Raw genomic sequence first — 23,619 nt, forward strand, 5'->3', positions numbered from 1 at the left:
CTCACCCGACCTCTTCCTCCGCGTCGCCCGCGTCGGGCCGGTACTGCCGGCTGACCGCCTGCCAGCGGTTCGAGCGGAACCGGTAGCCGTTCAGTCCGGCCGGCACGAGCTTCTCCGCCACCAGCGCCGCGTAGAGGCCGCCGACGCCGAGCGGCGTGACGAGCCCGACCAGCGCGACCGGGAGCGCGAACGCGTACAGCCCGATCATCGACGCGACGAAGGGCCACCGCGTGTCGCCCGCGCCGCGCAGCGACCCCGTGATCGAGCCGTCGACGCCGAGCGGGACCGCCGAGACCGCGGCGGCGACGACAAACGCCGCCGTCGCGCTCACCGCGGCCGGGTCGTCGACGAACACGCCGGCGATCGGCGCGGCGGCGAGGATCACCGCGGCAGACGCGAGGACGTAGACGACCGCGGACAGGGCGATCACGTCGCGGCCGTACGCGGTCGCGAGCGACTCCTCGCCCGCGCCGAGCCGCTGGCCGACGAGCGTGCTCGCGGCGATCGAGAACCCCCAGCTGAACGAGCCGAGCAGGGCCCTGACGCGGCGGCCGACCTCCAGGGCGGCGACCGTCGCGGAGCCGAACGACGACGCGATCCAGAGGAGGGGGAAGACGACGACACCCTCGGCAACCCGCCGCGCGATGAGCGGTGCGGACACGCGGAGCAGCTGTCGGGTGAGCCCCGCGTCGAGCCACGGCCCGGAGACCCCGACCGGGACGGGCGAGGCGCCGCGACCGAAGTAGGACCGGCCGGACATCCCCCACGCGAGGACGAGCCCGACGGCGGCGATGGAGACCGCGGTGCCGAGCCCCGCGCCGAACACGCCCAGTCCCGCGCCGAGGACGAGCCACGTCGTGAGGACGACGTTCAGTATCGCGCCGCCGGCGCGCGCGACCATCGGGGTGCGGGTGTCGCCGACGCCGGCGTACGTCCGGCTGGCGATCATGTTGAAGAACTCGAAGGCGAGCGCTGGCGCCGTCACGACGAGGTAGGTCGTCCCCGCGGACAGCGCCGCCCCGTCGCCGCCGACGAGGCCGATCAGCCGCTCCGCGCCGAGGACGTAGCCCGCGACGATCGGCGCGACGAGCAGCGCGGCCACGAGCAGCGACTGCTTGACGACCAATCCCGCCCGCTCGCTCTCGTCGCCGCCGTAGTTCTGCGAGACGAGCGAGACGGTGCCGCCCGCGAGTCCGATGGAGACGAACTTCGCGAGCTGCCAGAACGCGAAGGCGTACCCGAGCCCGGCGACCGCCGAGACGCCGAGCGCGTACCCGATCACGGCGAGGTCGACGGTGTTCTTCGACATGATCGCGAACCCCGTCACGATCCGGGGCCACGCGAGTCCCATCGTCTCGTCGAGCCGCGATCGGTCGATGACGCCGGCCCGGTCGAGCGCGCCCGCGACCGCCTCGCCGACGCGGGCGGCGCCGTTCCGGAGCCGGGATAACATTGGACCGCGGTACGGACCGGGCGGGCTTGTGTCTGTCCGTCCGACCCGCGTCCCCGGGCTCGCCCGTCCGCGGAGCGCAACCGTTTTCACCTGACTATCCGCTTGTACCACGCATGAATATCGGCGGGTGGCAGACGTATCTCGTCACGGCGACGAGCCGCTCCGCGGGGCGCACGACGCCGGAGGTGGTCGCGGCCGCGCTGGACGGTGGCGTTGACGTCGTCCAGCTCCGCGACAAAGCGGCGAGTGCGCGGGAGCGCTACGAGACGGGGCTTCGGCTCCGCGAGCTGACCGCCGAGGCGGGCGTCCCGCTCGTGGTGAACGACCGGATCGACCTCGCCGCCGCGGTCGACGCCGACGGCGTCCACCTCGGCCAGTCGGACCTCCCGGTCGCGGTCGCCCGCGAACAGCTGGGCGAGGAGGCCGTCGTCGGCGTCTCCGCCTCGACGGTCGAGCAGGCGGAGGCGGCCCAGGCGGCGGGCGCGGACTACCTCGGCGTCGGCGCCGTCTACGGCACCGACTCGAAGGACGTCTCCGGCGACCGCGACGGGATCGGCGTCGAGCGGATCGCCGCGGTCGCCGACGCGGTCGAGATTCCGGTGATCGGGATCGGCGGCATCGACGCGGGGAACGCGGTGCCGGTGGTTGCGGCGGGCGCGACCGGCGTCGCGGTCCTGTCGGCGATCACGGCCGCCGAGGACCCGGCGGCGGCGACCGCGGCGATCCGGGAGGCGGTGACGGACTGAGGCGAACGCGGCCGGACCGACCCGTCCGGCTCGTTCACCACTCGCGTTCGAACTCGGGTGCGAACAGCCGCGCCGACATCGGCGCCGGGTCGCCCTCGGTGAGGTTGTACTCCGAGAAGTCGGTGACGCCAGCCTCGCGGAGTAGGTCCTCGTCGTAGAAGCTCTCGCCCGTACACTCCGCCGGGTCGCGCGCGAGGATTTCGAGGACGGCGTCGGAGACGATCTCGGGGGTGCGCCAGTCGTCCTCGGTGCCGAGCCCGAAGTAGCGCGTCGCGCGGGTGTCAATCGTCGTCACCGGCCAGAAGGTGTTGCAGCCGACGTCGTCGCTCGCCAGCTCCTCGGCGAGCGAGAGCGTGACGAACGACATCCCGAGCTTCGACCACGCGTACGGCGCCTTGCCCGGCGAGCGGTCGGTCGTGACCGGCGGGGCGTTCGTCAGCAGCCACGCCTCGTCGAGGTCCGCGAGGTGGTCGGCGAAGGCGTGCGCGACGAGGTGCGTCCCGCGGACGTTCACGTCGGTCAGGAGGTCGAAGCGGTCGGCCGGCAGGTCGGCGACGTTCGCCAGCTGGATCGCGCTCGCGTTGTTGATGACGATGTCGACCTCGCCGAAGCGATCGATCGCCTCCTCGACGACTTCGTCGACCCGGTCCTCGTCGCGGAGGTCGAGTTCGAGCGCGAGCGCCTCGGGCCCGCGCTCGCGCACTTCGCGAGCCGTCTGCTCGATCGATCCCGCCAGCTCGGAGTCGTCGTCGTCCGTCGTCTTGCCCGTCGAGACGATGTTACACCCGTGGTCGGCGAGCGCGAGCGCTAGCTGCTTGCCGATGCCGCGAGTCGTTCCGGTGATGAACGCCGTCGAGCCCGAGAGGTCGGGGTCCGCGAGTGGCATACCCCACCTTCGACCGACCGCGGGATAATTCTCGGTGGTCGAGCGCGGAATCGACGATGTGGTATTTAAATACCGACGAGCGGCGGCGACATTTATTTATAAATAACAACCGCGGTGGCGCGTGCCTGCGAGCGGCCGAAGGCCGCGAGCCAGCACGCGCGAGGGAGTCGGTCGCTGAGCGAAGCGACGGCGACCGACGAGGCTGGGGAGGTGTGAGGTGCGGTCGCTGTGCGGGGCGGGACTCAAAGGGGCAGTCGCGAGGCGGGCGCAGGCGACGCAAGCACCACAGGAACGAGCGCAGCGAGTGACGAGGAGCGCAGCGAGCGTGCGCCCGCCTCGCGGCTGGGGCTTTGGAGGTGTTTGACGCCGACCCGCCAGCAGCCATTTATAAGCGTGCGGCTGGGGCTTTGGCGGTGTCTGCCGCCGATCTGCGAACAGATATTTATAAACAAACGACTGAGGCCTTCGCGACCGTCGTCGCCGACCCGAACTCAATCCACTCTTATCGCGTCGCGGACTTCCACTCCCGAAGTCCCAGCCGCTCGCCGTTCAGGTCCTCGGCGGGCGCCTCGGTGGCGGCCCAGACGAAAAGCGGCGCGACGCTCTCGGGGTCGCGTGCGCGTTCCTTCCCAGTGAGGTCCGTCGCGACGAGGCCGGGGTCGACGACGCCGACCGTCGCGTTGAGGTCCGCGGCGAAGCCGCGCGCGACCGCCTCGGCGGCCGCCTTCGACACCGCGTACGCGCCCATCCCGGGCTTCGACTCGGCCGCGACCGCGCCCGACGGGACGACGACGCGCGCGTCGTCGGCGAGGTGGGGGACGGCCTCGGTGATCGTCGCGAACACGCCGCGCGCGTTCGTGCGCATCGTGTCGTCGTAGTCGGCGTACGAGAGCTCGGTCGTCGGGCTCTCGCCCGGCGCGCCGTGGAACACGCCGGCGTTCGCGAACACGACGTCGACCGGGCCGGCCTCGCGGGCGATACGCTCGAAGAAGCGCTCGAGGTCGAACTCGTCGCGCACGTCGACGCGGTCGCCCCAGGCGGTGCCGCGCTCGGCCGCGGTCTCGTCGGCCTCGTCTCCGTCCGAGCCGTCGCCGTCTTCGGAAGCCTCCGTGTCGCCCGCGTCGTCGCCCTCGCCGTTCAGCGCCGCGACGGTGCGATCGACGGCCGCGCCGTCGCGTCCGGAGACGGCGACGAACGCCCCCTCGTCGACGAACGCCTCGGCGACGGCTCTCCCGATCCCGCTCGTTGCGCCGGTGATCGCGACCGTCAGGTCCATGTGGAACCCGGTACGCGCGTCGGCGACTTAGTGGTATCCACTCGGGCCGGGACCGGCGGAGCGGGTCTCCCGCCTCGCCCGGCGTCCCGGACACGTTCGGGACGTTTCCGCGGCGCGTCTGACCGGATTTATACCGTCGCCGCTCCTACGATCGCGTATGGACGTGGTCCCGGACATCGACGGCGTCGCCGGCGAGTCCGTCGTCGTGATCGGCGGCGGATTCGGCGGCCTCTCGACGGCCTGTTACCTCGCGGACGCCGGCGCGGACGTCACGCTGCTGGAGAAGAACGAGCAGCTCGGCGGGCGCGCCAGCCGGCTCGAAGTCGACGGCTTCCGGTTCGACATGGGGCCGTCGTGGTACCTGATGCCGGACGTGTTCGAGCGGTTCTTCGGCCACTTCGGCCGGTCGCCCGACGAGTTCTACGAGCTGGAGCGGCTCGACCCGCACTACCGGGTGTTCTGGAAGGACGGGGACAAGGTCGACGTGCTGCCGGACCGCGAGGAGAACAGGGAGATATTCGAGTCGTACGAGCCCGGCGCGGGCGAGGCGTTCGACGCGTACCTCGAGGAGTCTCAGCGCACCTACGAGATCGGGATGGAGCACTTCGTGTACGAGGACCGCCCGCGGCTGCGCGACTACGTGGACAAAGACGTCCTCCGCTACTCGTGGGGGCTCTCGCTTTTGGGCAAGATGCAGGGGCACGTCGAGGACTACTTCGACCACCCGAAGCTCCAGCAGCTGATGCAGTACACGCTCGTGTTCCTCGGCGGCTCGCCGACGAACACGCCGGCGCTGTACAACCTGATGAGCCACGTCGACTACAACATGGGCGTCTACTACCCCGAGGGCGGGATCGGCGCCGTCGTCGACGGCATCGTCGAGCTCGCCGAGGAGCTCGGCGTCGAGTTCGTCACCGACGCCGAGGTGACCGGCATCGAGGGCCGGTACGGCGCCTTCGCGGTCGACACCGAGAACGGCGAGCGCTACCTCGCCGACCGCGTCGTCTCCGACGCCGACTACGCGCACACGGAACAGGAGCTGCTGCCCGAGCGCAAGCGGCAGTACACCGAGGAGTACTGGGAGTCGCGGACGTACGCCCCCTCCGCGTTCCTGCTGTACCTCGGCGTCGAGGGCGACGTGCCGAACCTCGAACACCACACGCTCGTCCTCCCCACCGACTGGGACGGGCACTTCGCGCAGATCTTCGACGACCCCGAGTGGCCAGACGACCCCGCCTACTACCTCTGCGTCCCCTCGAAGACCGACGACACGGTCGCGCCGGAGGGCCACAGCAACCTCTTCGCGCTCGTTCCGATCGCGCCCGGCCTTGCGGACACCCCGGAGATCCGCAACCGCTACCGCGACCTCGTCATCGACGACATCGCCGAGAACACCGACACCGACCTCCGCGGCCGGATCGTCGTCGAGGAGACGTTCTCCGTCGACGACTTCGCGGACCGGTACAACAGCTACGCGGGCAGCGCGCTCGGCTTAGCGCACACGCTCACCCAGACCTCGCTGCTCCGCCCGCCGCACACCTCCGACGCGGTCGACGGGCTCTACTTCACGGGGTCGACGACGACGCCCGGCATCGGCGTCCCGATGTGCCTCATCAGCGGGGGGCTGACCGCGGAAGCGATGGCCGACGACGACGTGTGATCTCCGCCGTGAGCGACCAGAACCGATCCGCCGAGGACGAGCAGCCTCACTCCCCCGGGGAGGATCGGGAGCGGCCCGCCGGGACCGGGAGCGAGGGGCTCCGCTACCTGTTTGTGCTGTCGCGGCCGCGCTTCTGGCTCTACCTCGCCGGCCCCGTCGCGGTCGGCGTCACCTACGGCATCGACGCCGTGAGCGGACTATTCACGCCCGTCACGATCGCGCTCGCCGCCTACTTCCTCGTCCCCGCGAACGTGTTCCTCTACGGCGTCAACGACGTGTTCGACGCCGACATCGACGTGCTGAATCCGAAGAAGGAGGGCCGCGAGGCGCGCTGGCGAGGGAGCCGGTTCGTGATCGCCGCGGTCGTCGCGTCGGGCCTCCTCGGACTCGCGACGCTCGCGATCACGCCCCGCGTCGCGTGGCCGTACCTGCTCGGGTTCCTCGTCCTCGCGGTCGGCTACAGCGCGCCGCCCGCCCGCTTCAAGACGACGCCGTTCCTCGACTCGCTGTCGAACGGGCTGTACGCCCTGCCGGGCGCGGCGGCGTACGCGACCGTCGCGGGAGCGCACCCGCCGCTCGCGGCGCTCGCCGGCGCGTGGCTCTGGACGATGGGGATGCACACGTTCTCCGCGATCCCCGACATCGAACCGGACCGAGCGGCGGGGATCGACACGACCGCGACGTTCCTCGGCGAGGGGCGCACTTACGGCTACTGCTTCGCGGCGTGGGCCGCCGCGGCCGCCGCGTTCTGGCTCGTCGACCCGCGGCTCGGCGCCCTGCTCGGGGTGTACCCGGTCTTCGTCGCGTGGGTCGCGCGCTCGTCGGTCTCGGTCGACCGCGCCTACTGGTGGTTCCCGGCGCTCAACACCGTCGTCGGCACGCTGCTGTCGATGGGCGGCCTCTGGCGGGTGTACCCGCTCTGGGAGGCGCTGCCGTGACCGACGGCGACGGCGGGGGATCGGCCGAGGGCGGCTCGGCAGGGGACGGGGCGACCGGAGGCGCCGCCGCCGCGACGACCGCCTCCGGGCTCGACGACCTCCGCGAGCGCGCGCCCGACACGCGCCGCGAGGCGGAGGCCCTGCTCGACCGACTCGTCCGCGAGAACCGCTTCACCATCGCGGTCGTCTTCCCGCTCGTGGGGGCGATCGCGCTCGTCGGCAGCGCCGAGGGGTGGGTGCCGGAGCCGTTCGCGTTCCACCCGTGGTTCGTGCTGTTCGGCGTGATCGTGATGCGCTCGCCGCTGGTCGTGGGCGTGTTGCCGACGATCGACCGCCGCGCGCTCGGCTGGATCGGCGTGCTGACCGCGTACACGTACCTCATCGAAGGGGTCGGCGTCGCGACCGGGTGGCCGTACGGGGAGTTCGCGTACACGGTCGACCTCGGGCCGATGCTCGGGGGCGTGCCGGTCGCGCTCCCCGTCTTCTTCATCCCGCTCGTGATGAACGCCTACCTGCTCTGCCTGCTGCTGCTCGGGTCGCGGGCCGACAGCGTGTGGGTCCGGCTGGCGACGGTGATCCCGGTCGTCGTCGCGATGGACGTCGTCTTGGACCCCGGCGCGGTGTCGCTCGGCTTCTGGGACTTCGGCGGCGGCGCGTTCTACGGCGTCCCCCTCTCGAACTACGCCGGGTGGGTGCTGTCCGCGGTCGTCGCCGTCGTCACGCTCGACCGCGCCTTCGCCGCGGCGGGGATCCGCGAGCGCCTCCGCGACTGCGAGTTCATGCTCGACGACATGGTGAGCTTCGTGATCCTCTGGGGCGGAATCAACCTCTGGTTCGGGAACCTCCTGCCCGCCGCGGTCGCGGCCGCGTTCGGCGTCGGCCTCGTCCGCGCCGACCGGTTCGACACGCGGCTGTTCACCGAGTGGCGGCGGTCGTAGGCTCCCGCCCGACTCGGCCGGCTTATATACCGGGATCGCGTTTGCTCGCTCGTGACCGACGGCGGCAATCGCGGCGGACGACCCCTGGAGGACAGACAGCGATGAGCGACCTCGCCATCGACTACGGCGACCACGATCGGGTGCGCGAGGTCGTCGACCGGCTGACATACTGCGCCGAGCACGTCAGCGTCTCCTTCGACGGGTGGGAGGAGCCGCACGTGAAGGGGCCGGGGCTCTACTTCGCCGTCATCGGCGACAGCGACTACGGCGCGTACGCGGACCCGATGGGCGACAACTGCTGGCCGCGAGACACCGCCCCTTCCGTCTTCGACGGCGACGCGCTCGCGGCCGCCGCCGAGTCGGTGAGCGTCGCGCAGGACGGCGGCGTCGTCGTCGCCGTCGACGGCGAGATCGAGAGCCAGATGGTCCGGTTCCGCGACCTCGGCACCCGCGACGAGGAGGCCGACCTCGTCGACGACGTGAGCTACGAGCCGTGGATGGGGTCGCGACATATGAGCGCGATCGAGACCTCCGTCCGGCCCGAGGTCGTCGCGACGGTGACCCTGAGCGAGGAGACTGGGCGCGTCAGCGTCTTCCGCGACGGCGAAGCGAACAGCATGCGGCGCGAGGAGATCGGCGGCCGCTGGCGGGGCGAGTAGCGCTCCCCGCTCCGCCTCGCGCGCGGCGCTCCCGGACGCCGATACCGAGGCCCCACCGTTAAGCCCGGGCCGGGCGAACACCGAGACATGTACGACGAGATCCTTGTGCCGACCGACGGAAGCGAGGCCGTCGACCGCGCGCTCGACCACGCGATACGGCTCGCGACGGACCACGACGCGACGCTCCACGCGCTGTACGTCGTCGACCAGCGGGTGACGACCGCCAACTCGGGCGACCTCCACGAGGAGGTCGTCGCGGATCTCGAATCGCAGGGCGAGGCCGCGGTCGACGCGGTCGCCGACGCGGCGAGCGAGGCCGGCCTCGACGTCGAGACCCACATCGCGCACGGGACGCCGGACACGGAGATCGTCGAGTACGCCGACGAGTTCGGCATCGACGTGATCGTGATGAGCCCGGAGGGGAAGTCGCCGCGCGAGCGGATCCGGTCGCTCGGGAGCGTCTCCGACCGCGTCGCCGACGACGCGTCGGTGCCGGTGTTCCTCATCAAATAGCGAAACGCCCCGATCGTCGGCCGCGGTCCCGGCTCGTCCGAGCCAGTTAGGTGGATCCGGACGCGACCGGTCGACATGGAACTCACGGTGCTCGGGTCCGGCAGCGCGATGCCGGTCCCCGACCGCGCGCAGGCCGGCTACCTCCTCGACGACGGCGACCGGTCGCTGCTCGTCGACTGCGGCAGCGGCGTCCTCCAGCGGCTCGCCGGGACGGACGCGGGCTACGAGGGCGTCTCGACGGTCCTGTTGACCCATCACCACCTCGACCACGTCGCGGCGCTGCTCCCGCTCCTCAAGGCGCGCTGGCTCGCCGGCGAGGAGCACCTCGAAGTCGTCGGCCCCGCGGGGACGAAGTCGCTCGTCGACGGCCTGCTCGACGTCCACGACTACCTCGACGGGCGGATCGACCTGGCGGTCCGCGAGGTGTCGGCGTCGCGCTCGTTCAGCGCCGGCGGGTTCGACGTGACCGCGCGCGAGACGCGCCACTCGATGGACGGGTTCGCCTACCGGTTCTCGCCGCCGAGTTCGGACGCCGAGGCCAGCGACGGGCCGCTCGCGCTCTCCGGCGACACCGAGGCGTTCGCGGGGATGGCGTCGTTCGCGGACGGCGCGGAGCTGTTGGTTCACGACTGCTCGTTCCCGGACGACGTCGACGTGTCGAACCACCCGCGGCCGACGAGCCTCGGCGAGTCGCTCGCGGGCGCGGAGATCGGGACGCTCCTCCTCTCGCACCTCTACCCGCACACCGGCGGCCGCGAGCGCGAGATGGAACAGGGGGTCCGCGACGCGGGGTTCGACGGCGAAGTGCGGACCGCGACCGACGGGCTCCGCCTGTCGCTCTGAACCCGGACTCGTAACCGACGGTCGCCGCAGTCACGGCCGCGACGTAACCGCTGAGTGTTACGCACCCACACGTTCGACCCGGATATTTAAGCGCGCGTAGTCGCTCCGGACTCGTATGGCCGGCCCACTCGCGGACGACTTCGGACGGGAGGTGACGGGGGTGCGGATCTCGCTCACCGACCGGTGTAACTTCGACTGCGTCTACTGTCACAACGAGGGGCTCGGGGACACGCGCGGGCCGATGGAGCCGAGCGACGAGGAGATGACCGCCGACGACGTGGTGCGCTTCCTGGAGGTCGTCGAGGGGTACGGCGTCGACGCCGTGAAGTTCACGGGCGGCGAGCCGATGCTCCGGCAGGACCTCGAGGAGATCATCGAGCGCACGCCCGACTCGATGGAGGTCTCGATGACGACGAACGGCACGTTCCTCCCCGGGCGCGCCGAGGACCTGAAGGCCGCCGGGCTCGACCGCGTCAACGTCTCGCAGGACGCGCTCGACCCGGACGACTTCGCGGAGGTGACGAAATCGGGCGCCTACGAGAAGGTCTTGGAGGGGGTCAAAGCCGCCGTCGACGCCGGGCTCGACCCCGTGAAGCTCAACATGGTCGTGTTCACGCACACCGCGGGCTACGTCGAGGAGATGGTCGAGCACGTCGCCGACAACGAGGGGCTCCAGCTCCAGCTCATCCAGTACATGCCGGAGCTGACGGGCAAGCCCGAGTGGAACGTCGACATCGGGCGCGTCCACGACTGGCTCGCCGAGAAGGCCGACCGCGTCGAGCACCGCGAGATGCACGACCGGAAACGGTACTTCGTCGGCGAGGAGAGCGACGACGAGACGGGCGGGATGGTCGAGATCGTCGACCCCGTCGAGAACGAGGAGTTCTGCGCCAACTGCGGCCGCGTCCGCGTCACCCACGAGGGGTACCTGAAGGGCTGTCTCAACCGCAACGACGACCTCCGCTCGATGGGCGAGATGACCCGCGAGGAGATCGCGGAGACGTTCGAGGAAGTGGTGGCGAACCGCGTGCCCTACTACGGCGAGTATCTCGTCGAGGGCGACGACGGCGAGTACGAGCTGAACGAGAAGTACCTCGGGGCGCCGAGCGTGGCGGATTGAGAAATCCAATCAAACCAATTCGCATCCCTCCTCCCAGGGCCTCTTAATAAGATCTTAGTTGTCGACTCCCCAGAAATTGATTATATCTGATGCCAATTTCTCTGTTCGATCTTCGATTTCCTTGAAACCCCAATCATCGTAGTCTTTCGGAATTCTATTTGTCATGGAGATTTCAGAATCGTGATAAAGATTACATTTCTCGTCAAATGAGTTATTGCTAGCACGAGCATTCTGCTCATCTGCTAATAGCGTGAGATTCCCTAATCTGGATTTATACAAGTCAAACCTCTCTCTATTATTATTGAACACAGCCTTCCAGGCACTGTAACTCTGAGAGGTCATAGATCTCAATGGAGCAATATGCTCTAATTGTATCCGTTCCGGATCTAGCTGAGTTTCCGGTGTGTTTGCCTGATAGTAATCTTCCTCAAGCGCTAATAGTAGATTACGAGTGAATTTACTGTTAGGCAATTCTCTAGCCTTCAGGACCTCAAACAATTGATCGTCACCAATTGTTCGTTCTCCGATGAGATTTTCTATCTCAGACTCCCAATCACTTTCACTAGAGTTTGTCAGTCGATCCACTAACTGATACATACTATCCCGATGATGGGCAGGATTTGCGTCCTCCAGATTGAGCCTCACATTAAGTTTGTTTACCAAACGGAGTAGTTTCTCCATTCGGTCTGAACCATCTACGTTTTCAACGAGGTAGAGTAGAACTACGGGAGCATGCGCGTTCTTCGTCTGGAAGAATCTCATTTGCTTATTTAAAAGCGCTCGTCTATTTCGACGATATTTTCGAACAGTTCCTTCATGAATATCGATATATCGATCGGTATAGTCTTCCAATTTTGTTACAAATTCTCTGATCCCAGTTGGCCCCTCATGATTTTCAAGCGCAGCTGTAAATGCGCCATAGAAATCTTTAGTTGTTATTCGGCCGCTAGCCTGATACTGGTCATCCACTACAAGGTAGTGAGTAATTGCCCGTCTCGGTGCGGCACTACTGACTAGATCATTCTCTTCCAGCCTGCTTGAGATATTTTCCCATCGATCTCGGATGTTTCGTTCATCAAGCCCAGCCTTAGCAGATTCTTCCAACAGTTTCGTTTTAGCAAGGTTAATTGGTGATAGGGATAGGCCCCTTTCATTCTGGGTCTGAAACACTTGGTATGCTGTAGTCATACTTCCACAAGTGGTTCGCACCAAGTTGATACTATGAACTGTATCTGCGAGCAGATCTGTTCTTTGCTCTTGATTTAAATCCGAGACTTTCTCTGAAAAGTAGTCATAACATTCACGTAACGGATGATCTTCCTCAACTTTTTCCGGATTTCCTTCATATATATGTTCATACGCGGTATCATCAAAATCAAGAAGATGTAGCGTCCTGATCGGGTCTCCGGTTCGGTCATATGTCGTTAAAATGCTCTCAACATTTTTTTGATCATGAGATAGTCCCGCAACATCGCGAATTGCGCAAACTAGAATAGACAGTGTAGTTAAGCGTTGTTGGCCGTCAACAATCTTGTAAGTATTAACTTCATCATTTCCTTCTGTTTTAACTAAAATGACTTGTCCGATGAAGTGAGAGGACTTATGTTCACTACCTATTGATGTAATATCGTTCCAAAGAGCAGCGCGTTGTTCCTTTCCCCATTTATATTCTCTCTGGAATATCGGGATCTCAAATATCCACGTATTCTCTCCAAGGAGATCTATAAGTCTCAGTTCCTTGGCCTGTAATTCCATTTCGTTGGTCGGCATGATATGGTATATAAACCATTAATAAATAAGCATTAGGTACGTGTAATTACCCCAAGATATATCGATTACGCATCTAGAATCGGGTGTTTCTGTGCTTTTAAGATCCCTATAGAATCAAACCTAGTAGAATAGAAGTATCTATTTTTTGATCGTATACCTAGACCTGAGTATAACATCCGAATTGTCGATATCTATTCAAAATGGATCTATACTCATAGTGAACGGGCACAGTGGGATTCGAACCCACGACCGTCGGATTAGAAGTCCGACGCTCTATCCGGGCTGAGCTATGTGCCCTCATCAACTCCTGATCCCCCCAGTCTAAAAAACGCCCGCGGTTCGCGTCGGGGATCGCCCCGAATCGACCGCGTTCAGTACCCGTACTCGACGACGGTGTTCCCGTCCGGACCCGTGACGAACACGGTGTCGCCGCCGTTGTTCCAGACCGGCGACCCGCGCCCCCAGTACACCGTGTCTTCGGTGTCGTCACCGGTACCGGTGTACAGCGTGATCGTCGCGCCCGGATCGACGCTGATCCCGGAGAACGTGTAGCTGTTGTCGACCTCGTCGTCGACGACGTACCCGTCGAGGTCAACCGTCTCGTCGCCCTGATTCACGAAGCTGACGTACTCGTCTTCGGTCTGGTCGCCCTCGGGGTCGGCGACGAGTTCGTCGACCGCGAGGTCGACGCTCGACCCGCCGTCCCCGCCGTCGTCGCCGTCGCCGTAGGCGCCGAACAGGTCGAAGTCGGTGTCGAAGTTCGTCGTCGTCGGATTCTCCGGCCCGCCGAGGTTGTTCTCCTCGTCGGTCACCGCGTCGCCGGTACGCAGGTCGGAGCCGAGGTCGGCGGCGAGCGCGTCGAGGTTGTCGCGGGCGTCGGCCGCGTCGTCCGTGCCGGCGCCGGCGCTCGCGAGGATCACGGCGCCGCCGTCGTCGCGGAAGTCCTCGATGGCGGCGACCTCGTCGCTTCCGAGTTCGTCGTCCGGCGCGGTGACAATCACCGCGCGGGCCTCGGCGAGGTCGCGCCCGAGGTCGTCGTCGAAGTCGTTCTTCCCGTCGAACTCGATCGCGAACCCTTCGAGGTAGCGCTGGAAGTAGGCGGCGTCCTCCGCGGAGAGCGCGTAGTCGGCCGCGAACTGGCCGTGCCCGCCGTCGATCACGACGCTCCCCTCGCGGCCGTCGGCCGAGACGGCGTCGATCAGGTTTGTGAGGAAGACGTAGTTCCCGTACGGCTCCGTGCTGAGGCCCTCGTCGTTCTCGTCGCTCTCGAAGCTCTCGGCGGGGAGCGGCCCGCCGAGCAGCGCGACGTTGTTCGCCCCGTCGACGCCGACGAGGGGGTCGCCGCCCTCGGACTCGACGGGCACGCGGTCGCCCGCGATGGCGCCGTCCGCGGTCGCGACCGAGGAAGCGAACGGGACGAACAGCTCGTCGACCGACTCGTCGCCGACGACCGGCGTGGCCTCGACGTCGGAGATCTCCCAGATCCCGTCGCCCGCGTCGCGGGCGGCGCGTTCGAGGTCCCAGTACGCGTCGTGGTTCCCGAGCCCGGAGTCGTACACGCGGGCCCAGCCGTCCTCCACGGCCTTCGCGTTGTACACGCTGCCGTCGGGGAGTTCGAGGAAGCCGAGCAGGCGTCCGAAGTTCCCGCGGAGCCCCTCGTTCTCGTCGAACGACAGGGTGACGGTGCTCCCGACTTCGAGCTGGTTTTCCGCGTAGGTCGTCGCCTCGTCGCCTTTATCCTTGAGCGCCTGCGCGTCGTCGATACCCTCGTACTCTTGGAGGCGCTCCTCGGTGTCGCCCGTCTCGGGCGTGTCGATGCCGAGGATCCGGATCGATTCCACCTGCCCCTCGGAGAACTCCACGTCGGCCGTGTCGCCGTCGGTGACGCTCACCACCTCGACGTCGTACTCCTCGTTCGGGTCGAGTTCGAGTCCGAGCCCCTCGCGGTCGGCGAACAGCCCGGGGTAGTTCTCGGTGTCGAGGTCGGTCGTCGTCGGAACGAAGTCGGAGCCCGCGTTGTTCTCGGAATCGATCACCTGATTGTCGTTGAACCGGATCTGCGTGTCGATCCCGCTCGCCAGCGCGTTGAGGTTGTCCGTCGCGTCGAAGTTGTCGAAGTCGGACTGATCCATCAACACAATCAGCCCGCCCGCGTCGGCGAAGTCGTCGAGCGCGGTGATCTCGCTCCCGCTGAAGGACTCGGACGGCGACGTGATGACGATCGCGCTGGCCGGCCCGAGCAGGTCGCTCTCGAGGTCGGTCGTCGCCGCCACGTCGTAGCCGTTCTCCTCGGCGTACCCCTCGAACCCGGAGTGGCTGGCGAGGTCGTAGAACTGCCCGTGGCCCTCGTCCCACAGCACCGTCTCCGAGTCGGCGTACTCGTCGAGGACGTTCAACAGCACCTCCTCGTTCCCGTACTCGCCGAACGTGACGCCGTCGTCTTGCGCGAACGGGAAGCCGAACGCGACCACGGGAAGGTTCTGGTCGACCGCCATCAGCGGCAGCGGCTCGTCGTCCGGGTAGGTCGTGGCGTCGCCGTTGCCGTCCGCGTCGACGGACTGCGCGGTCGACTCGGCCGCGACCGCGATCGCCTCGCTCGGCAGGTAGCCGTCGTCTTCGGCCAGCAGGCTCGCGGTCGAGTCGAACACCAACTGGTCGACGAACTCGGTCGGCGCGTCGCCGGGGCCGTCGCCCGGGTCCTCGATCGGTCCGTCGCCGACGCCGACGGTGATCGACACCTCGCCGTCGGTCGGATCGTCGCCCGCGTCGACCTCGACGCCGACGGCGACCGCCTCGCCGACGTCGAGTTCGACTGTCGGGTCGGGGCCGAGCTCCTCGCCGTCGACGGTGAGCGCGAACTCGGCGTCGCCGATCGCGCCGTCGTCGACCGTCGCGAACAGCCCGAGGTCCTCGGTGCCCTGGTTGCTCACCTGGAACACCTCGCCGACCTCGTAGACGGTGCCCGAGCCGAACCCGGTGCCGCCGCCCTCCACCTCGTCGAAGACCAGGGCGAGCTCGCCGGAGTCGTCGACGAACGCGAACTCGTCGTCGAGCGGGGTGAGCGACAGCAGCGAGCTCGCGTCGTCCGCGAGCGCGACCGTCGCGTCCCGCTCGGCGCTCGCCGTGTCGAACGCGCCCGTGGCGATCGCTCCGCCGCCGGCCGCGGTCGCGCCGAGGCCGATAATGACGCTGCGGCGCTTCATTGGATTCCCTCCCTGTCCGCGAACAGTCCACCGAAATCGTCCGTGTTGAACTCGCTGGTGGTAAAGTCGAAACTCCCGTCGGACTCTACCTGACCTGCGTTGAACCGGAAGCCAATCTCCAGTTCCGCGGCTATCTGGTTCAGGTTGTCCGATTCCTCGTTAATGTAGTCGGACTCGTCGAACAGAAGCACGGCGCCCCCATCCGAAACGAACGAATCGAGCGCTGTCAGCTCGCTTTCCGAATACGCCTGTGATGGAGAAGCGACGATAATGGCGTCTGCGTCGCCGAGGTCGATTTCCACATTTGTCGTCGCTTCGACGGTGTAGCCGTTGTTTTCCGCATATCCGACGAAGTCTCCGAACGCGTTCTCCTCGTCGTCGGAGATGGTCCAGAAACCACCGTGACCTTCGTCCCAAAGGACGGTCCCGCTACCGATCAGCTCGTCAAACACGTTCAAAACGAACTCCTCGTTTCCGGCTGAGAAATCAGCCTCACCATCCGTTATCATCTCCGGGGTTCCGAACCCCGCGACCGCGCCGTCAAGGGAGACGAGCGGCACATCGTCTTCGGGCTCGTACTCCACGCTATCGTCCACGTCCGACTGATCCGTATTCTCCGCACCCGGCGGTGCGCTCACGGCGATCAGCGAATCGTCCGTGAGCTGGCTCTCGCCGTCCGCCGCGATCTGGCTCGCGGCCGAGTAGAACTGTATCGAGTCGATCGTCTCGGGCGGCTCCGGCGCGGGGTCGTCCGGCTCGTCGTCGCCCTCCTCGAAGGCCGCCTCGATGGTGATATCGATGTCGAGGTCCTCGGTGACGTCGACGTCGCCCGTCTCCACGTAGGTCCCGACCGACTGCTCGTCACCGGTCTCTAAGACGACCGCGTTGTCGGGGTCGTCGAGGACCCCGTCGCGGTCGCCGGTGGGGTAGAGCCGGAACTCGCCGTCGAACGAGTCGGTGTCGCTCGTCGCGGTGATCGAGACCGTCTCGGTCCCCTGATTGGCGATCGCGAACACCTCGTCGAAGAAGAACTGCGAGTTGCGCCCGATCCCGTCGCCCACGCCCGAGACGTCCCCGAACGCGAGCGCGAGCTCGCCGTCGCCGTCCGTCGTCGCGTACGCGCTCTTCGAGACCAGGCCGAGGTACGCGTCCTCGTCGTCCGCGAAGTTCACCGTCGCGGTCCGCTCGGCGCTCGCCGTGTCGAACGCGCCCGTCCCGATGAGTGTTATCCCGCCGATACCGCCGGCCGCCGCTCCCGTAATGAGTGTTCGTCGTCGCATGAATCGTCCGCGGCCGGCGCGCGCCGTCGCGACTCTCCACCGTCCGAACGGAACCGCGAGGCGCGAGATTCCAGAAAGCGGAGGGCGAGCGCGAGGGGAAGTACGAGTCGTACTGTCACACGTCAGCCACGAACGCCCCGTCAGACGGCTAATTTAAATAATTTTATACTACTCGTCCGGAATGATCTCCCCCACTACGGAGCGTTCCGGAGCGCTCCGAAACGCTCCGCAGTCGAGGGCCGAGTGCCCCCGCGGTCCGTCCCGTGCGGAGAGCAGACTTACCTCCGCCGGCGGGCGGCGCCTCTCAACAGCAGACCTAAGTCCGCGAGCGGAGTATCCGCCGATAATGAACGTCATCGGAACCGTCGGCCTCCCCGGCAGCGGGAAGGGGGAGGCGGCGAACGTGGCCGAGGCGGCCGGCATCCCCGTCGTCGTCATGGGCGACGTGGTCCGCGCCGAGTGTCGCCGCCGCGGCCTCGATCCGGCGCAACACCACGGTCGGATGGCCGGCACGCTCCGGGAGGAGGAGGGCGACGACGCCATCGCCGCCCGGACGCTCCCCCGGATTCGGGAGGCCGCGGCCGAGAGCGACCGCGACGACACCGTCCTCGTCGACGGCCTCCGCTCGACCGTCGAGCTCGAACGCTTCCGCGAGGCGTTCGGCGACGACTTCACCCTCGTCGCGATCCGCGCGCCGTTCGAGCTGCGCGCCGAGCGGCTGGGCGAGCGCGGCCGCGACGACTCCGACTCCGACATGGCGGCGCTCCGCGAGCGCGACGAGCGCGAGGTGGAGCTCGGCCTCGGCGACACCCTCGAACGGGCCGACGTGGAGATCGACAACACCGACAGCCTCGCGGCGTTCCGCGAGCGCGTCCGCGAGGTGCTGGGCGTCGCGGACGCGGAGTCTGGCCCCTCCGACGGCGACCCCGCCGACGCCGAGGCGCCCGGGGCCGGAGGTGACGGCGCGTGATCTACAGCGTCGACGTCCGGATCGAGACGCCGGTCAACGACACGGAGGTGACCGACCGGGTCGCGGACGCCGTCGAGAACGTCTTCCCCGACGCGGAGCCGGTCCACGAGGACGGGCGGCTCGTCTCCGAGACGCACAGTCTCGACGCCTTCTCCGACGTGCTCCACGAGCAGGAGATACTCGACACCGCGCGGCGCGTCTTCCGACAGAACAGCACCGACGAGGGGTTCGCCTTCTCGCTGAAGAAGCAGGCGGCGTTCGAGGGCGTCGTCAACTTCGCGGTCGGCGAGCCGGACGAGCTCGGCGAGATCGACGTCGACGTGCGCGTCCGCGAGCCGGACGTCGAGTCGTTCATCGACTACGTCGCGCCCGAGACCGACGAGGGACAGCCCGTCGACCCCGTCCGCGAGTACGGCGACCGGTTCGACCCCGAGGACGAGGCGTACTGAGGCGCCAGACGGCGCGAGCGGGTCCTTCGCTTCAGTTACTCAACGCCGACGAGCCCGCGCCGCCGATAGCGCCGAAGACGGCCGGGTAGACGGCGCCGGCGAGCAGGACGGCGGTGACGATGTCCGGCGCCACGCTCCCGTCGCCGACGGCGTACCGGAACAGGAACGCCCCGACGACCGCGAGCGGGAGGTAGCCGGCCGCGACGAGCGCTCCCGAGCGGGCGCCGTCGAGGGGACTGTCCGCGTCGGCGACCCGACCCGCGACGAGGCCCGCGACCAGCAGCAGGACCGGCGGGACGAGTAGCAGGAACCCCGCGCCCTCGGCCTCCATGAGGAGGTTCCGCGACGACGTGCCGCCGAACACCGCTGGCGACACGGTCTCGACGAAGTGGGCGTTGTAGAACATCCAGCCGGACACCTGCCACGCCGAGATGGGGTCGCCCCCGAACAGCTCGGCGAGGAAGTTCAGGCCCGACAGCCCCTCCTCGATCCGGCCGCTCTGCGTGACGTAGACGGACAGGTAGCCGACGAGGTACGCGGCGGCGCCGGCGACCGCGCCGCCGACCGCCTCTCTGGCGATGCTCGGATCCGAACCGGTCGTCGCGGTCGTTCCACCGGATGGTGACGAGGACATGCGCTCGGTGTCGTTTCGGGCGCCGTAAGTGTTTGTTGGGTCGGGATCGTCAGCGTAATTCAACGGCGTACTCGGTTGAAACGCCTCGCACCGTCGGAGCTACCCCGTGTTCAGGCGGTCGACTCCCGCCACTCCGCCTGCGAGATCGTGTACCGGACCTCGTCGTGGACGCTCCCGTCGGCGTAGACGAGCGCGTTGCGGAGGCGTCCCTCTCGTCGCCCGCCGAGCCGGTCGACGTACTTCTCGATGGCGCGCCGCGACTGCTCGTTGTCCGGGTGGTGGCTCACGGCGACGACGTCCAAGTCGAGGTCGTCGAACGCGACCGCGACGAGCGCGGCCGCCCGCTCGCCGGAGTAGCCGCGCCCCCAGAACCGCTTCCGCAGCCACGTGCCGAGGACGGCGGTTCGCTTCTCCCAGTCGACCTCGAAGCCGCCGAAGCCGGCGATCTCCCCCGCGCCGTCCTCGCCCTCGCGGGGCCGGATCACGTATCCCGCGGCCTCGTCCGCCTCGAACAGCTCGCGGTTGCGTTCGAGGAACTCCAGCGTCTCTTTCTTCGTCTCGTGGGGGTCCCAGGTGACGTACTCGGTCACCTCGTCGATGCCGAGATCCGACGAACAGATCCGGTAGCACTCGTCGAGGTCGACGTTTTCGGGGCCGCCGACCTCGAGTCGGAGTCGGTCCGTCTCGATCGTCTCCGGGAACATACCGGCGATGACGACGACCTGCGGATAAAACCCACCGGCGCTCTGCGAACTGTTCCCACGACGAGCTCGGAGGCTCCCGTCGAACGTCGGGGACTCAGTCGTCGAGCGCGTCCGCGAGGTCGGCGCCGACGCTCGCGATCGCGTCGCGGGCCCGGTCGACCTCTTGCATCGTCATGAACCCGTGGACCATCGACGGGTAGTTCTCGTAGCGCGTCGCGACGCCGTCCGCGACGAGCTTCTCCGCGTACGCCGTTCCGCCGTCCCGAAGCGGGTCGAAGCCGGCGGTGACGACCGTCGCGGGCGCGACGCCGGAGAGGTCGCCCGCGTGTATCGGGTCGGCGTACGGGTTCCGGCGGTGGATCTCGTTGCGGTAGTAGGCCTCCGAGAACCACTCGATGTCGTCCCGCGAGAGGACGATCCCGGCGTGTTCGCGCACCGACTCCTGTTCGGGGTCGATTCCGATTCCGGGGTACAAAAGCGCCTGGCGCTCGATGTCGGGGCCGTCCCGCTCGGCGGCCATGAGGGCGGTGACGGCCGCGAGGTTGCCGCCCGCGGAGTCGCCCGCGACCGCGACGTCGCCGGTGCCGCGGAGCCGCTCCGTCGAGTCCGCCGCCCACTCGACCGCGGCGTAGGCGTCCTCGACGGCGGCCGGGAACGGGTGTTCGGGCGCGAGGCGGTACTCGACGGAGAGGACGGCACAGCCGCTCTCTCGGGTGAGATGTCGACAGAGCCAGTCGTGGGTCTCGACGCTCCCGAGGACGAACCCGCCGCCGTGGAAGAAGACGACGGTCGGGAACGGGGGGTCGCCGTCCGGGAGGTACAGACGCGCCTCGCTGTCGCCCGCGGGCACCGGGACCGTCACCGACTCGGTCGCCCCGACGCTCGGCGGGTTGCGGTTCTGAAGCCGCGTCAGGGGGCCGGTCAGGAGCCGGAGCAGTTTCAGCTTGTAGCGACCGTGCGGGAGGGGAATACGCGACTGGCGGGCCGCGGCACGCTTCGCCTGGGGGTCGATCTGGTCGGCGCTCACGTCCCGAGACTCGTCGGGCCCTCGACAAGACGGTTGCGGCGGGGTCGCCGGAGGTCGTCGACCTCGGCGTGCGCGCGTTCGGACCGGTCACCGCACCAGCCCGGCCGCCCGCAGCTCCTCGCGGATCGCGTCGCGTTTCACCAGCGCGAAGCCGACGCAGATGATCAGGAAGCCGGCGACCGTCGTTGCGGTGATCCCCTCGTCGAGGACGAGCCAACCGACGACGGCGGCGAACACGGGCGCGACGTAGGAGACGAGGTTGATCTCGATCGGGCCGAGCCGGTCGAGCAGGTCGAAGTAGATGAGGAAGCCGATACCGCTCGCGACGACCGAGAGGTAGCCCAGGGCGAGCAGCGACTCCGTCGTCCACACCGCCCCGGCGATCGACTCGCCGAGCGCGAGCGAGACCACGTGGGTGAGCCCGGCGCCGAGCAGCATCGACCACGCCTCCATCGTCTCGATGGAGATGTCGGCCTCGGAGGCCCGCGAGAGGACGGAGCCGAGCGCGAACGAGGCGGCCGCGAGCAGCACGAGCAGCTTCGCGCCCGTGCCGCCGCCGGTCAGGTTCGCGGGGTCGGGGTTCGCGAGGACGACCGCGCCGACGAGGCCGATCGCCAGCCCGAGCGCGCCGATCGCGGTCAGCCGCTCCGCGGGGAGGAGGGCGCGCGCGAACACCGTGGTCAGGAGCGGTGAGAGGCTGACGATGACGGCCGCGACGGCGCTCGTCACCGCCGGGTCGGTCTCGCCGACGAACAGGAACGAGTGGTACGCGGCGATGATGAACACGGCGCCGGAGAGGACTTCCAACCACGCGTCGCGGCCGCGGGGGATCGGGTCGTCGACCGTGTACGCCGCGTAGGCGAGCATGACGACGCCCGCCACGTCGTACCGGAGCGCCGCGAACAGCACCGGCGGGAAGTACGCCAGCCCCGCCTTGATCGCGACGAACGCCGAGCCCCAGACGGCGGCGAGGACCAAGAACAGCGAGAGGTTTCTGAGACGGCTCACGTCCGCCCTCTCCCCGCGGCGCGCCAAAAGGTTCCGGAAACGGCCGCGTTCGCTGGATTCGCCCGGGAGGGAACGGCGGGCGGAGGCCCCTACCGGACTCGGTACCCGTCGGCGTCGCGGGCGACGACGCCCACGTCGGAGAGCCGGCGGAGCGCGCCCTCGACCGTCGACTCCCGCGCGCCGACCTCGTCGGCGACCGCCGCGGGCGTGCCGTCCGTCTCGACCACCGCGGCGATGACGGCCGCGAAGAAGCGGCTGTCGGCCTGCCCGCCGAGCCGCTCGTCGATCTCGGCGAGGGCGTCCTCGACGCGGCCCTGGACCCACCGCTGGGCGAGCGAGAGCTCGCGGTCGAGGTCCTGGAGTCGCGCGAACTCCTCGGCGAGCTCCGCGAGGTCGCCCGTCGAGCCCGAGCCGTCGGGGGCCTCGATCGAGAGGTGCGGACAGCGGCCGGACATGTCGAGGCTGTTCTTCGCCGGGTAGGCGCTCTTCGCGCCGTAGCCGTACGGCGAGACGCTCACCTCCAGCCGGAGGCTGCGCGCGATCCGAAAGTACTTCCGCCGCTGGTCGTCCGTCGTCGACTCGACGACCCCGGCCTCCTCCAGCTTCCGCAGGTGGTCGATCACCGCCTTCGGACTCACGTCCAAGTACTCCGAGATCTCCGTGACGTAACAGGGCTTGGTGGCGAGAAGCCGGAGGATGCGCCGCCGGTTCTCGTTGCCGAGGAGATCGAGCAGTACCGCGGAGTCCATTAACGTGTAGTTAGCGTTCAGCGGATAAAAGGTTGGCTTCCGGCGACGGACGCGTCGAGCGGAGATCGAAGGACGGGACGGCGGGTGGTGCGGTTCGTTCGTGCTCGCTTTCGCCCGCCGCTGAGGCGGTCGCCCCCGAGCGCGTGCGGCTCGCTCGCTCGACCGCCTCACGCTGCGACGTATCTCGATCCCGCCGCGGCGGCCCAAATACTGATTACCGTGACGGCGCACCCTTACGGAGGGAATGCCCGAGAAACAGCCGCGTCCCGAATGGAACCTCTCCGAGCGGGACACGATCATCTTACAGGAACTCGCGCGCGACCCGCAGCTCACCTCCCGCAGGCTCCGGGACCTCCTCGACGAGGAGTACGACATCGACGTCTCTCACGTCACCGTCAACGAGTCGATCCGGCGGATGCGCGAGGACGGGGTGTTCCGGGAGGCGCTCGTCCCCAACGAGGAACACCTCTTCTTCTCGCTTTTCGAGTTCCAGTTCAACCCCGAAGGGTTCGAAGAGAACTGGCGGGACGCGCTCGAACACATCCGGTCGAGCCGCCACACGTTCATGTACTTCCTCTCCGACGGCGACTACCAGTGGAAGACCATCATGATGTTCAAAGACCGCGAACAGGAGTCGAAGTGGATCCACGAGTTCTACAAGGAGTACGGCGAGCTCATCACCAACCTCCGCAACTCCGTCGTGACGAACGTCCTCAAGTTCGGGACCGACCCCGAGCTGTTCGAGGTGTTTCAGGAGGACGGCGACGACGAGTGACCGTCGTCATCGGTCACC

22 protein-coding genes and 1 tRNA gene are annotated in these 23,619 nt (G+C 67.6%); 11 read left to right on the plus strand and 12 right to left on the minus strand.

Translation table 11 applies throughout. The features are described from left to right. Position 1: 1 nt before the first annotated feature. Complete coding sequence (locus tag C470_RS13840) at positions 2-1,453, minus strand: MATE family efflux transporter (RefSeq protein WP_008368014.1); 1,452 nt, start codon at positions 1,451-1,453, stop codon at positions 2-4. A gap of 113 nt (positions 1,454-1,566) precedes the next feature. Between C470_RS13840 and thiE the strand changes: the two genes are divergently transcribed. After that, the gene (thiE, locus tag C470_RS13845; RefSeq protein ID WP_008368016.1) at positions 1,567-2,199 is read left to right on the plus strand and encodes a thiamine phosphate synthase; all 633 of its coding nucleotides are present in this window, start codon (positions 1,567-1,569) and stop codon (positions 2,197-2,199) included. A 34-nt stretch (positions 2,200-2,233) separates the two neighbouring features. On the opposite strand, the gene C470_RS13850 is transcribed toward thiE, so the two are convergent. Beyond that, the gene (locus tag C470_RS13850) at positions 2,234-3,085 is read right to left on the minus strand and encodes an SDR family oxidoreductase (RefSeq protein ID WP_008368018.1); all 852 of its coding nucleotides are present in this window, start codon (positions 3,083-3,085) and stop codon (positions 2,234-2,236) included. Positions 3,086-3,587: 502 nt separating this feature from the next. Next, the gene (locus C470_RS13855) at positions 3,588-4,361 is read right to left on the minus strand and encodes an SDR family oxidoreductase (protein WP_008368020.1); all 774 of its coding nucleotides are present in this window, start codon (positions 4,359-4,361) and stop codon (positions 3,588-3,590) included. A 157-nt stretch (positions 4,362-4,518) separates the two neighbouring features. Between C470_RS13855 and C470_RS13860 the strand changes: the two genes are divergently transcribed. The 7 genes from C470_RS13860 to moaA all read left to right on the plus strand — a co-directional run bounded on the left by C470_RS13860 (position 4,519) and on the right by moaA (position 11,032). Next, positions 4,519-6,021, plus strand: a complete 1,503-nt coding sequence (locus C470_RS13860; RefSeq protein WP_004598999.1) for a phytoene desaturase family protein — start codon at positions 4,519-4,521, stop codon at positions 6,019-6,021. Further along, positions 6,018-6,959 carry a prenyltransferase gene (locus C470_RS13865; RefSeq protein WP_008368022.1) on the plus strand — a complete coding sequence of 314 codons (942 nt, stop codon included), beginning with the start codon at positions 6,018-6,020 and terminating at the stop codon, positions 6,957-6,959. The genes C470_RS13860 and C470_RS13865 overlap by 4 nt, the downstream gene beginning before the upstream one ends. Continuing rightward, positions 6,956-7,897, plus strand: coding sequence for a bisanhydrobacterioruberin hydratase (gene cruF, locus C470_RS13870; protein ID WP_008368023.1), 942 nt, complete (start codon positions 6,956-6,958; stop codon positions 7,895-7,897). The genes C470_RS13865 and cruF overlap by 4 nt, the downstream gene beginning before the upstream one ends. Before the next feature lie 101 nt (positions 7,898-7,998). Next, complete coding sequence (locus C470_RS13875) at positions 7,999-8,556, plus strand: diadenylate cyclase (protein ID WP_004599004.1); 558 nt, start codon at positions 7,999-8,001, stop codon at positions 8,554-8,556. A gap of 87 nt (positions 8,557-8,643) precedes the next feature. Further along, positions 8,644-9,069: a universal stress protein gene (locus tag C470_RS13880; protein ID WP_007345955.1), complete on the plus strand. Its 426-nt coding sequence runs from the start codon at positions 8,644-8,646 to the stop codon at positions 9,067-9,069. A 75-nt stretch (positions 9,070-9,144) separates the two neighbouring features. Beyond that, positions 9,145-9,912: an MBL fold metallo-hydrolase gene (locus C470_RS13885; RefSeq protein ID WP_007345956.1), complete on the plus strand. Its 768-nt coding sequence runs from the start codon at positions 9,145-9,147 to the stop codon at positions 9,910-9,912. 115 nt (positions 9,913-10,027) lie between these two features. Beyond that, positions 10,028-11,032: a GTP 3',8-cyclase MoaA gene (gene moaA, locus C470_RS13890; protein ID WP_008368027.1), complete on the plus strand. Its 1,005-nt coding sequence runs from the start codon at positions 10,028-10,030 to the stop codon at positions 11,030-11,032. 54 nt (positions 11,033-11,086) lie between these two features. Here moaA and C470_RS15425 read toward each other — a convergent pair whose 3' ends face one another. The 4 genes from C470_RS15425 to C470_RS13905 form a co-directional block, all read right to left on the minus strand. Then, positions 11,087-12,802, minus strand: a complete 1,716-nt coding sequence (locus C470_RS15425) for a DUF262 domain-containing protein (RefSeq protein ID WP_152418682.1) — start codon at positions 12,800-12,802, stop codon at positions 11,087-11,089. A 222-nt stretch (positions 12,803-13,024) separates the two neighbouring features. Beyond that, a tRNA-Arg gene (locus tag C470_RS13895) sits at positions 13,025-13,099 on the minus strand. Positions 13,100-13,173: 74 nt separating this feature from the next. Then, a complete protein-coding gene (locus C470_RS13900) occupies positions 13,174-16,005 on the minus strand; it encodes a DUF4350 domain-containing protein (protein WP_008368029.1) in 2,832 nt (943 codons plus the stop codon). Then, entirely contained in the window at positions 16,002-17,285 is a 1,284-nt protein-coding gene (locus C470_RS13905) for a DUF4350 domain-containing protein (RefSeq protein ID WP_008368031.1), read from the minus strand. Before C470_RS13905 ends, C470_RS13900 begins: the two co-directional genes overlap by 4 nt. A 346-nt stretch (positions 17,286-17,631) precedes the next feature. On the opposite strand from C470_RS13905, the gene C470_RS13910 reads away from it, so the two are divergent. Both C470_RS13910 and C470_RS13915 read left to right on the plus strand, forming a co-directional pair. Then, positions 17,632-18,255, plus strand: a complete 624-nt coding sequence (locus C470_RS13910; RefSeq protein WP_008368033.1) for an AAA family ATPase — start codon at positions 17,632-17,634, stop codon at positions 18,253-18,255. Then, complete coding sequence (locus C470_RS13915; RefSeq protein WP_004599017.1) at positions 18,252-18,704, plus strand: RNA-binding domain-containing protein; 453 nt, start codon at positions 18,252-18,254, stop codon at positions 18,702-18,704. The genes C470_RS13910 and C470_RS13915 overlap by 4 nt, the downstream gene beginning before the upstream one ends. A gap of 31 nt (positions 18,705-18,735) precedes the next feature. Here the strand turns inward: C470_RS13915 and C470_RS13920 are convergent, their stop codons facing one another. The 5 genes from C470_RS13920 to C470_RS13940 all read right to left on the minus strand — a co-directional run bounded on the left by C470_RS13920 (position 18,736) and on the right by C470_RS13940 (position 22,826). Beyond that, positions 18,736-19,338: a hypothetical protein gene (locus tag C470_RS13920; RefSeq protein WP_004599018.1), complete on the minus strand. Its 603-nt coding sequence runs from the start codon at positions 19,336-19,338 to the stop codon at positions 18,736-18,738. Between the two features lie 110 nt (positions 19,339-19,448). Continuing rightward, positions 19,449-20,042 carry a GNAT family N-acetyltransferase gene (locus C470_RS13925; protein WP_004599020.1) on the minus strand — a complete coding sequence of 198 codons (594 nt, stop codon included), beginning with the start codon at positions 20,040-20,042 and terminating at the stop codon, positions 19,449-19,451. A 94-nt stretch (positions 20,043-20,136) separates the two neighbouring features. Beyond that, positions 20,137-21,069, minus strand: a complete 933-nt coding sequence (locus C470_RS13930; RefSeq protein WP_008368035.1) for an alpha/beta hydrolase — start codon at positions 21,067-21,069, stop codon at positions 20,137-20,139. A gap of 87 nt (positions 21,070-21,156) precedes the next feature. Continuing rightward, positions 21,157-22,077: a DMT family transporter gene (locus C470_RS13935; protein WP_049908755.1), complete on the minus strand. Its 921-nt coding sequence runs from the start codon at positions 22,075-22,077 to the stop codon at positions 21,157-21,159. A gap of 89 nt (positions 22,078-22,166) precedes the next feature. Then, positions 22,167-22,826 carry an ArsR/SmtB family transcription factor gene (locus C470_RS13940; RefSeq protein WP_008368038.1) on the minus strand — a complete coding sequence of 220 codons (660 nt, stop codon included), beginning with the start codon at positions 22,824-22,826 and terminating at the stop codon, positions 22,167-22,169. 244 nt (positions 22,827-23,070) lie between these two features. On the opposite strand from C470_RS13940, the gene C470_RS13945 reads away from it, so the two are divergent. Further along, positions 23,071-23,601, plus strand: a complete 531-nt coding sequence (locus tag C470_RS13945; protein ID WP_004599026.1) for a winged helix-turn-helix domain-containing protein — start codon at positions 23,071-23,073, stop codon at positions 23,599-23,601. Positions 23,602-23,619: the final 18 nt, after the last annotated feature.

It is taken from the genome of Halorubrum distributum JCM 13561, from assembly GCF_000337395.1.
GTDB classification, from domain to species: Archaea; Halobacteriota; Halobacteria; order Halobacteriales; family Haloferacaceae; genus Halorubrum; species Halorubrum distributum.

Coding starts and splice junctions, on each gene's coding strand:
- moaA (WP_008368027.1), top strand. CDS start 10,028: ATGGCCGGCCCACTCGCGGACGACTTCGGACGGGAGGTGACGGGGGTG.
- C470_RS13920 (WP_004599018.1), bottom strand. CDS start 19,338: ATGTCCTCGTCACCATCCGGTGGAACGACCGCGACGACCGGTTCGGAT.
- C470_RS13945 (WP_004599026.1), top strand. CDS start 23,071: ATGCCCGAGAAACAGCCGCGTCCCGAATGGAACCTCTCCGAGCGGGAC.
- C470_RS13885 (WP_007345956.1), top strand. CDS start 9,145: ATGGAACTCACGGTGCTCGGGTCCGGCAGCGCGATGCCGGTCCCCGAC.
- C470_RS13875 (WP_004599004.1), top strand. CDS start 7,999: ATGAGCGACCTCGCCATCGACTACGGCGACCACGATCGGGTGCGCGAG.
- C470_RS13940 (WP_008368038.1), bottom strand. CDS start 22,826: ATGGACTCCGCGGTACTGCTCGATCTCCTCGGCAACGAGAACCGGCGG.
- C470_RS15425 (WP_152418682.1), bottom strand. CDS start 12,802: ATGCCGACCAACGAAATGGAATTACAGGCCAAGGAACTGAGACTTATA.
- C470_RS13840 (WP_008368014.1), bottom strand. CDS start 1,453: ATGTTATCCCGGCTCCGGAACGGCGCCGCCCGCGTCGGCGAGGCGGTC.
- thiE (WP_008368016.1), top strand. CDS start 1,567: ATGAATATCGGCGGGTGGCAGACGTATCTCGTCACGGCGACGAGCCGC.
- C470_RS13880 (WP_007345955.1), top strand. CDS start 8,644: ATGTACGACGAGATCCTTGTGCCGACCGACGGAAGCGAGGCCGTCGAC.
- C470_RS13910 (WP_008368033.1), top strand. CDS start 17,632: ATGAACGTCATCGGAACCGTCGGCCTCCCCGGCAGCGGGAAGGGGGAG.
- C470_RS13855 (WP_008368020.1), bottom strand. CDS start 4,361: ATGGACCTGACGGTCGCGATCACCGGCGCAACGAGCGGGATCGGGAGA.
- C470_RS13850 (WP_008368018.1), bottom strand. CDS start 3,085: ATGCCACTCGCGGACCCCGACCTCTCGGGCTCGACGGCGTTCATCACC.
- C470_RS13900 (WP_008368029.1), bottom strand. CDS start 16,005: ATGAAGCGCCGCAGCGTCATTATCGGCCTCGGCGCGACCGCGGCCGGC.
- C470_RS13925 (WP_004599020.1), bottom strand. CDS start 20,042: ATGTTCCCGGAGACGATCGAGACGGACCGACTCCGACTCGAGGTCGGC.
- C470_RS13905 (WP_008368031.1), bottom strand. CDS start 17,285: ATGCGACGACGAACACTCATTACGGGAGCGGCGGCCGGCGGTATCGGC.
- C470_RS13860 (WP_004598999.1), top strand. CDS start 4,519: ATGGACGTGGTCCCGGACATCGACGGCGTCGCCGGCGAGTCCGTCGTC.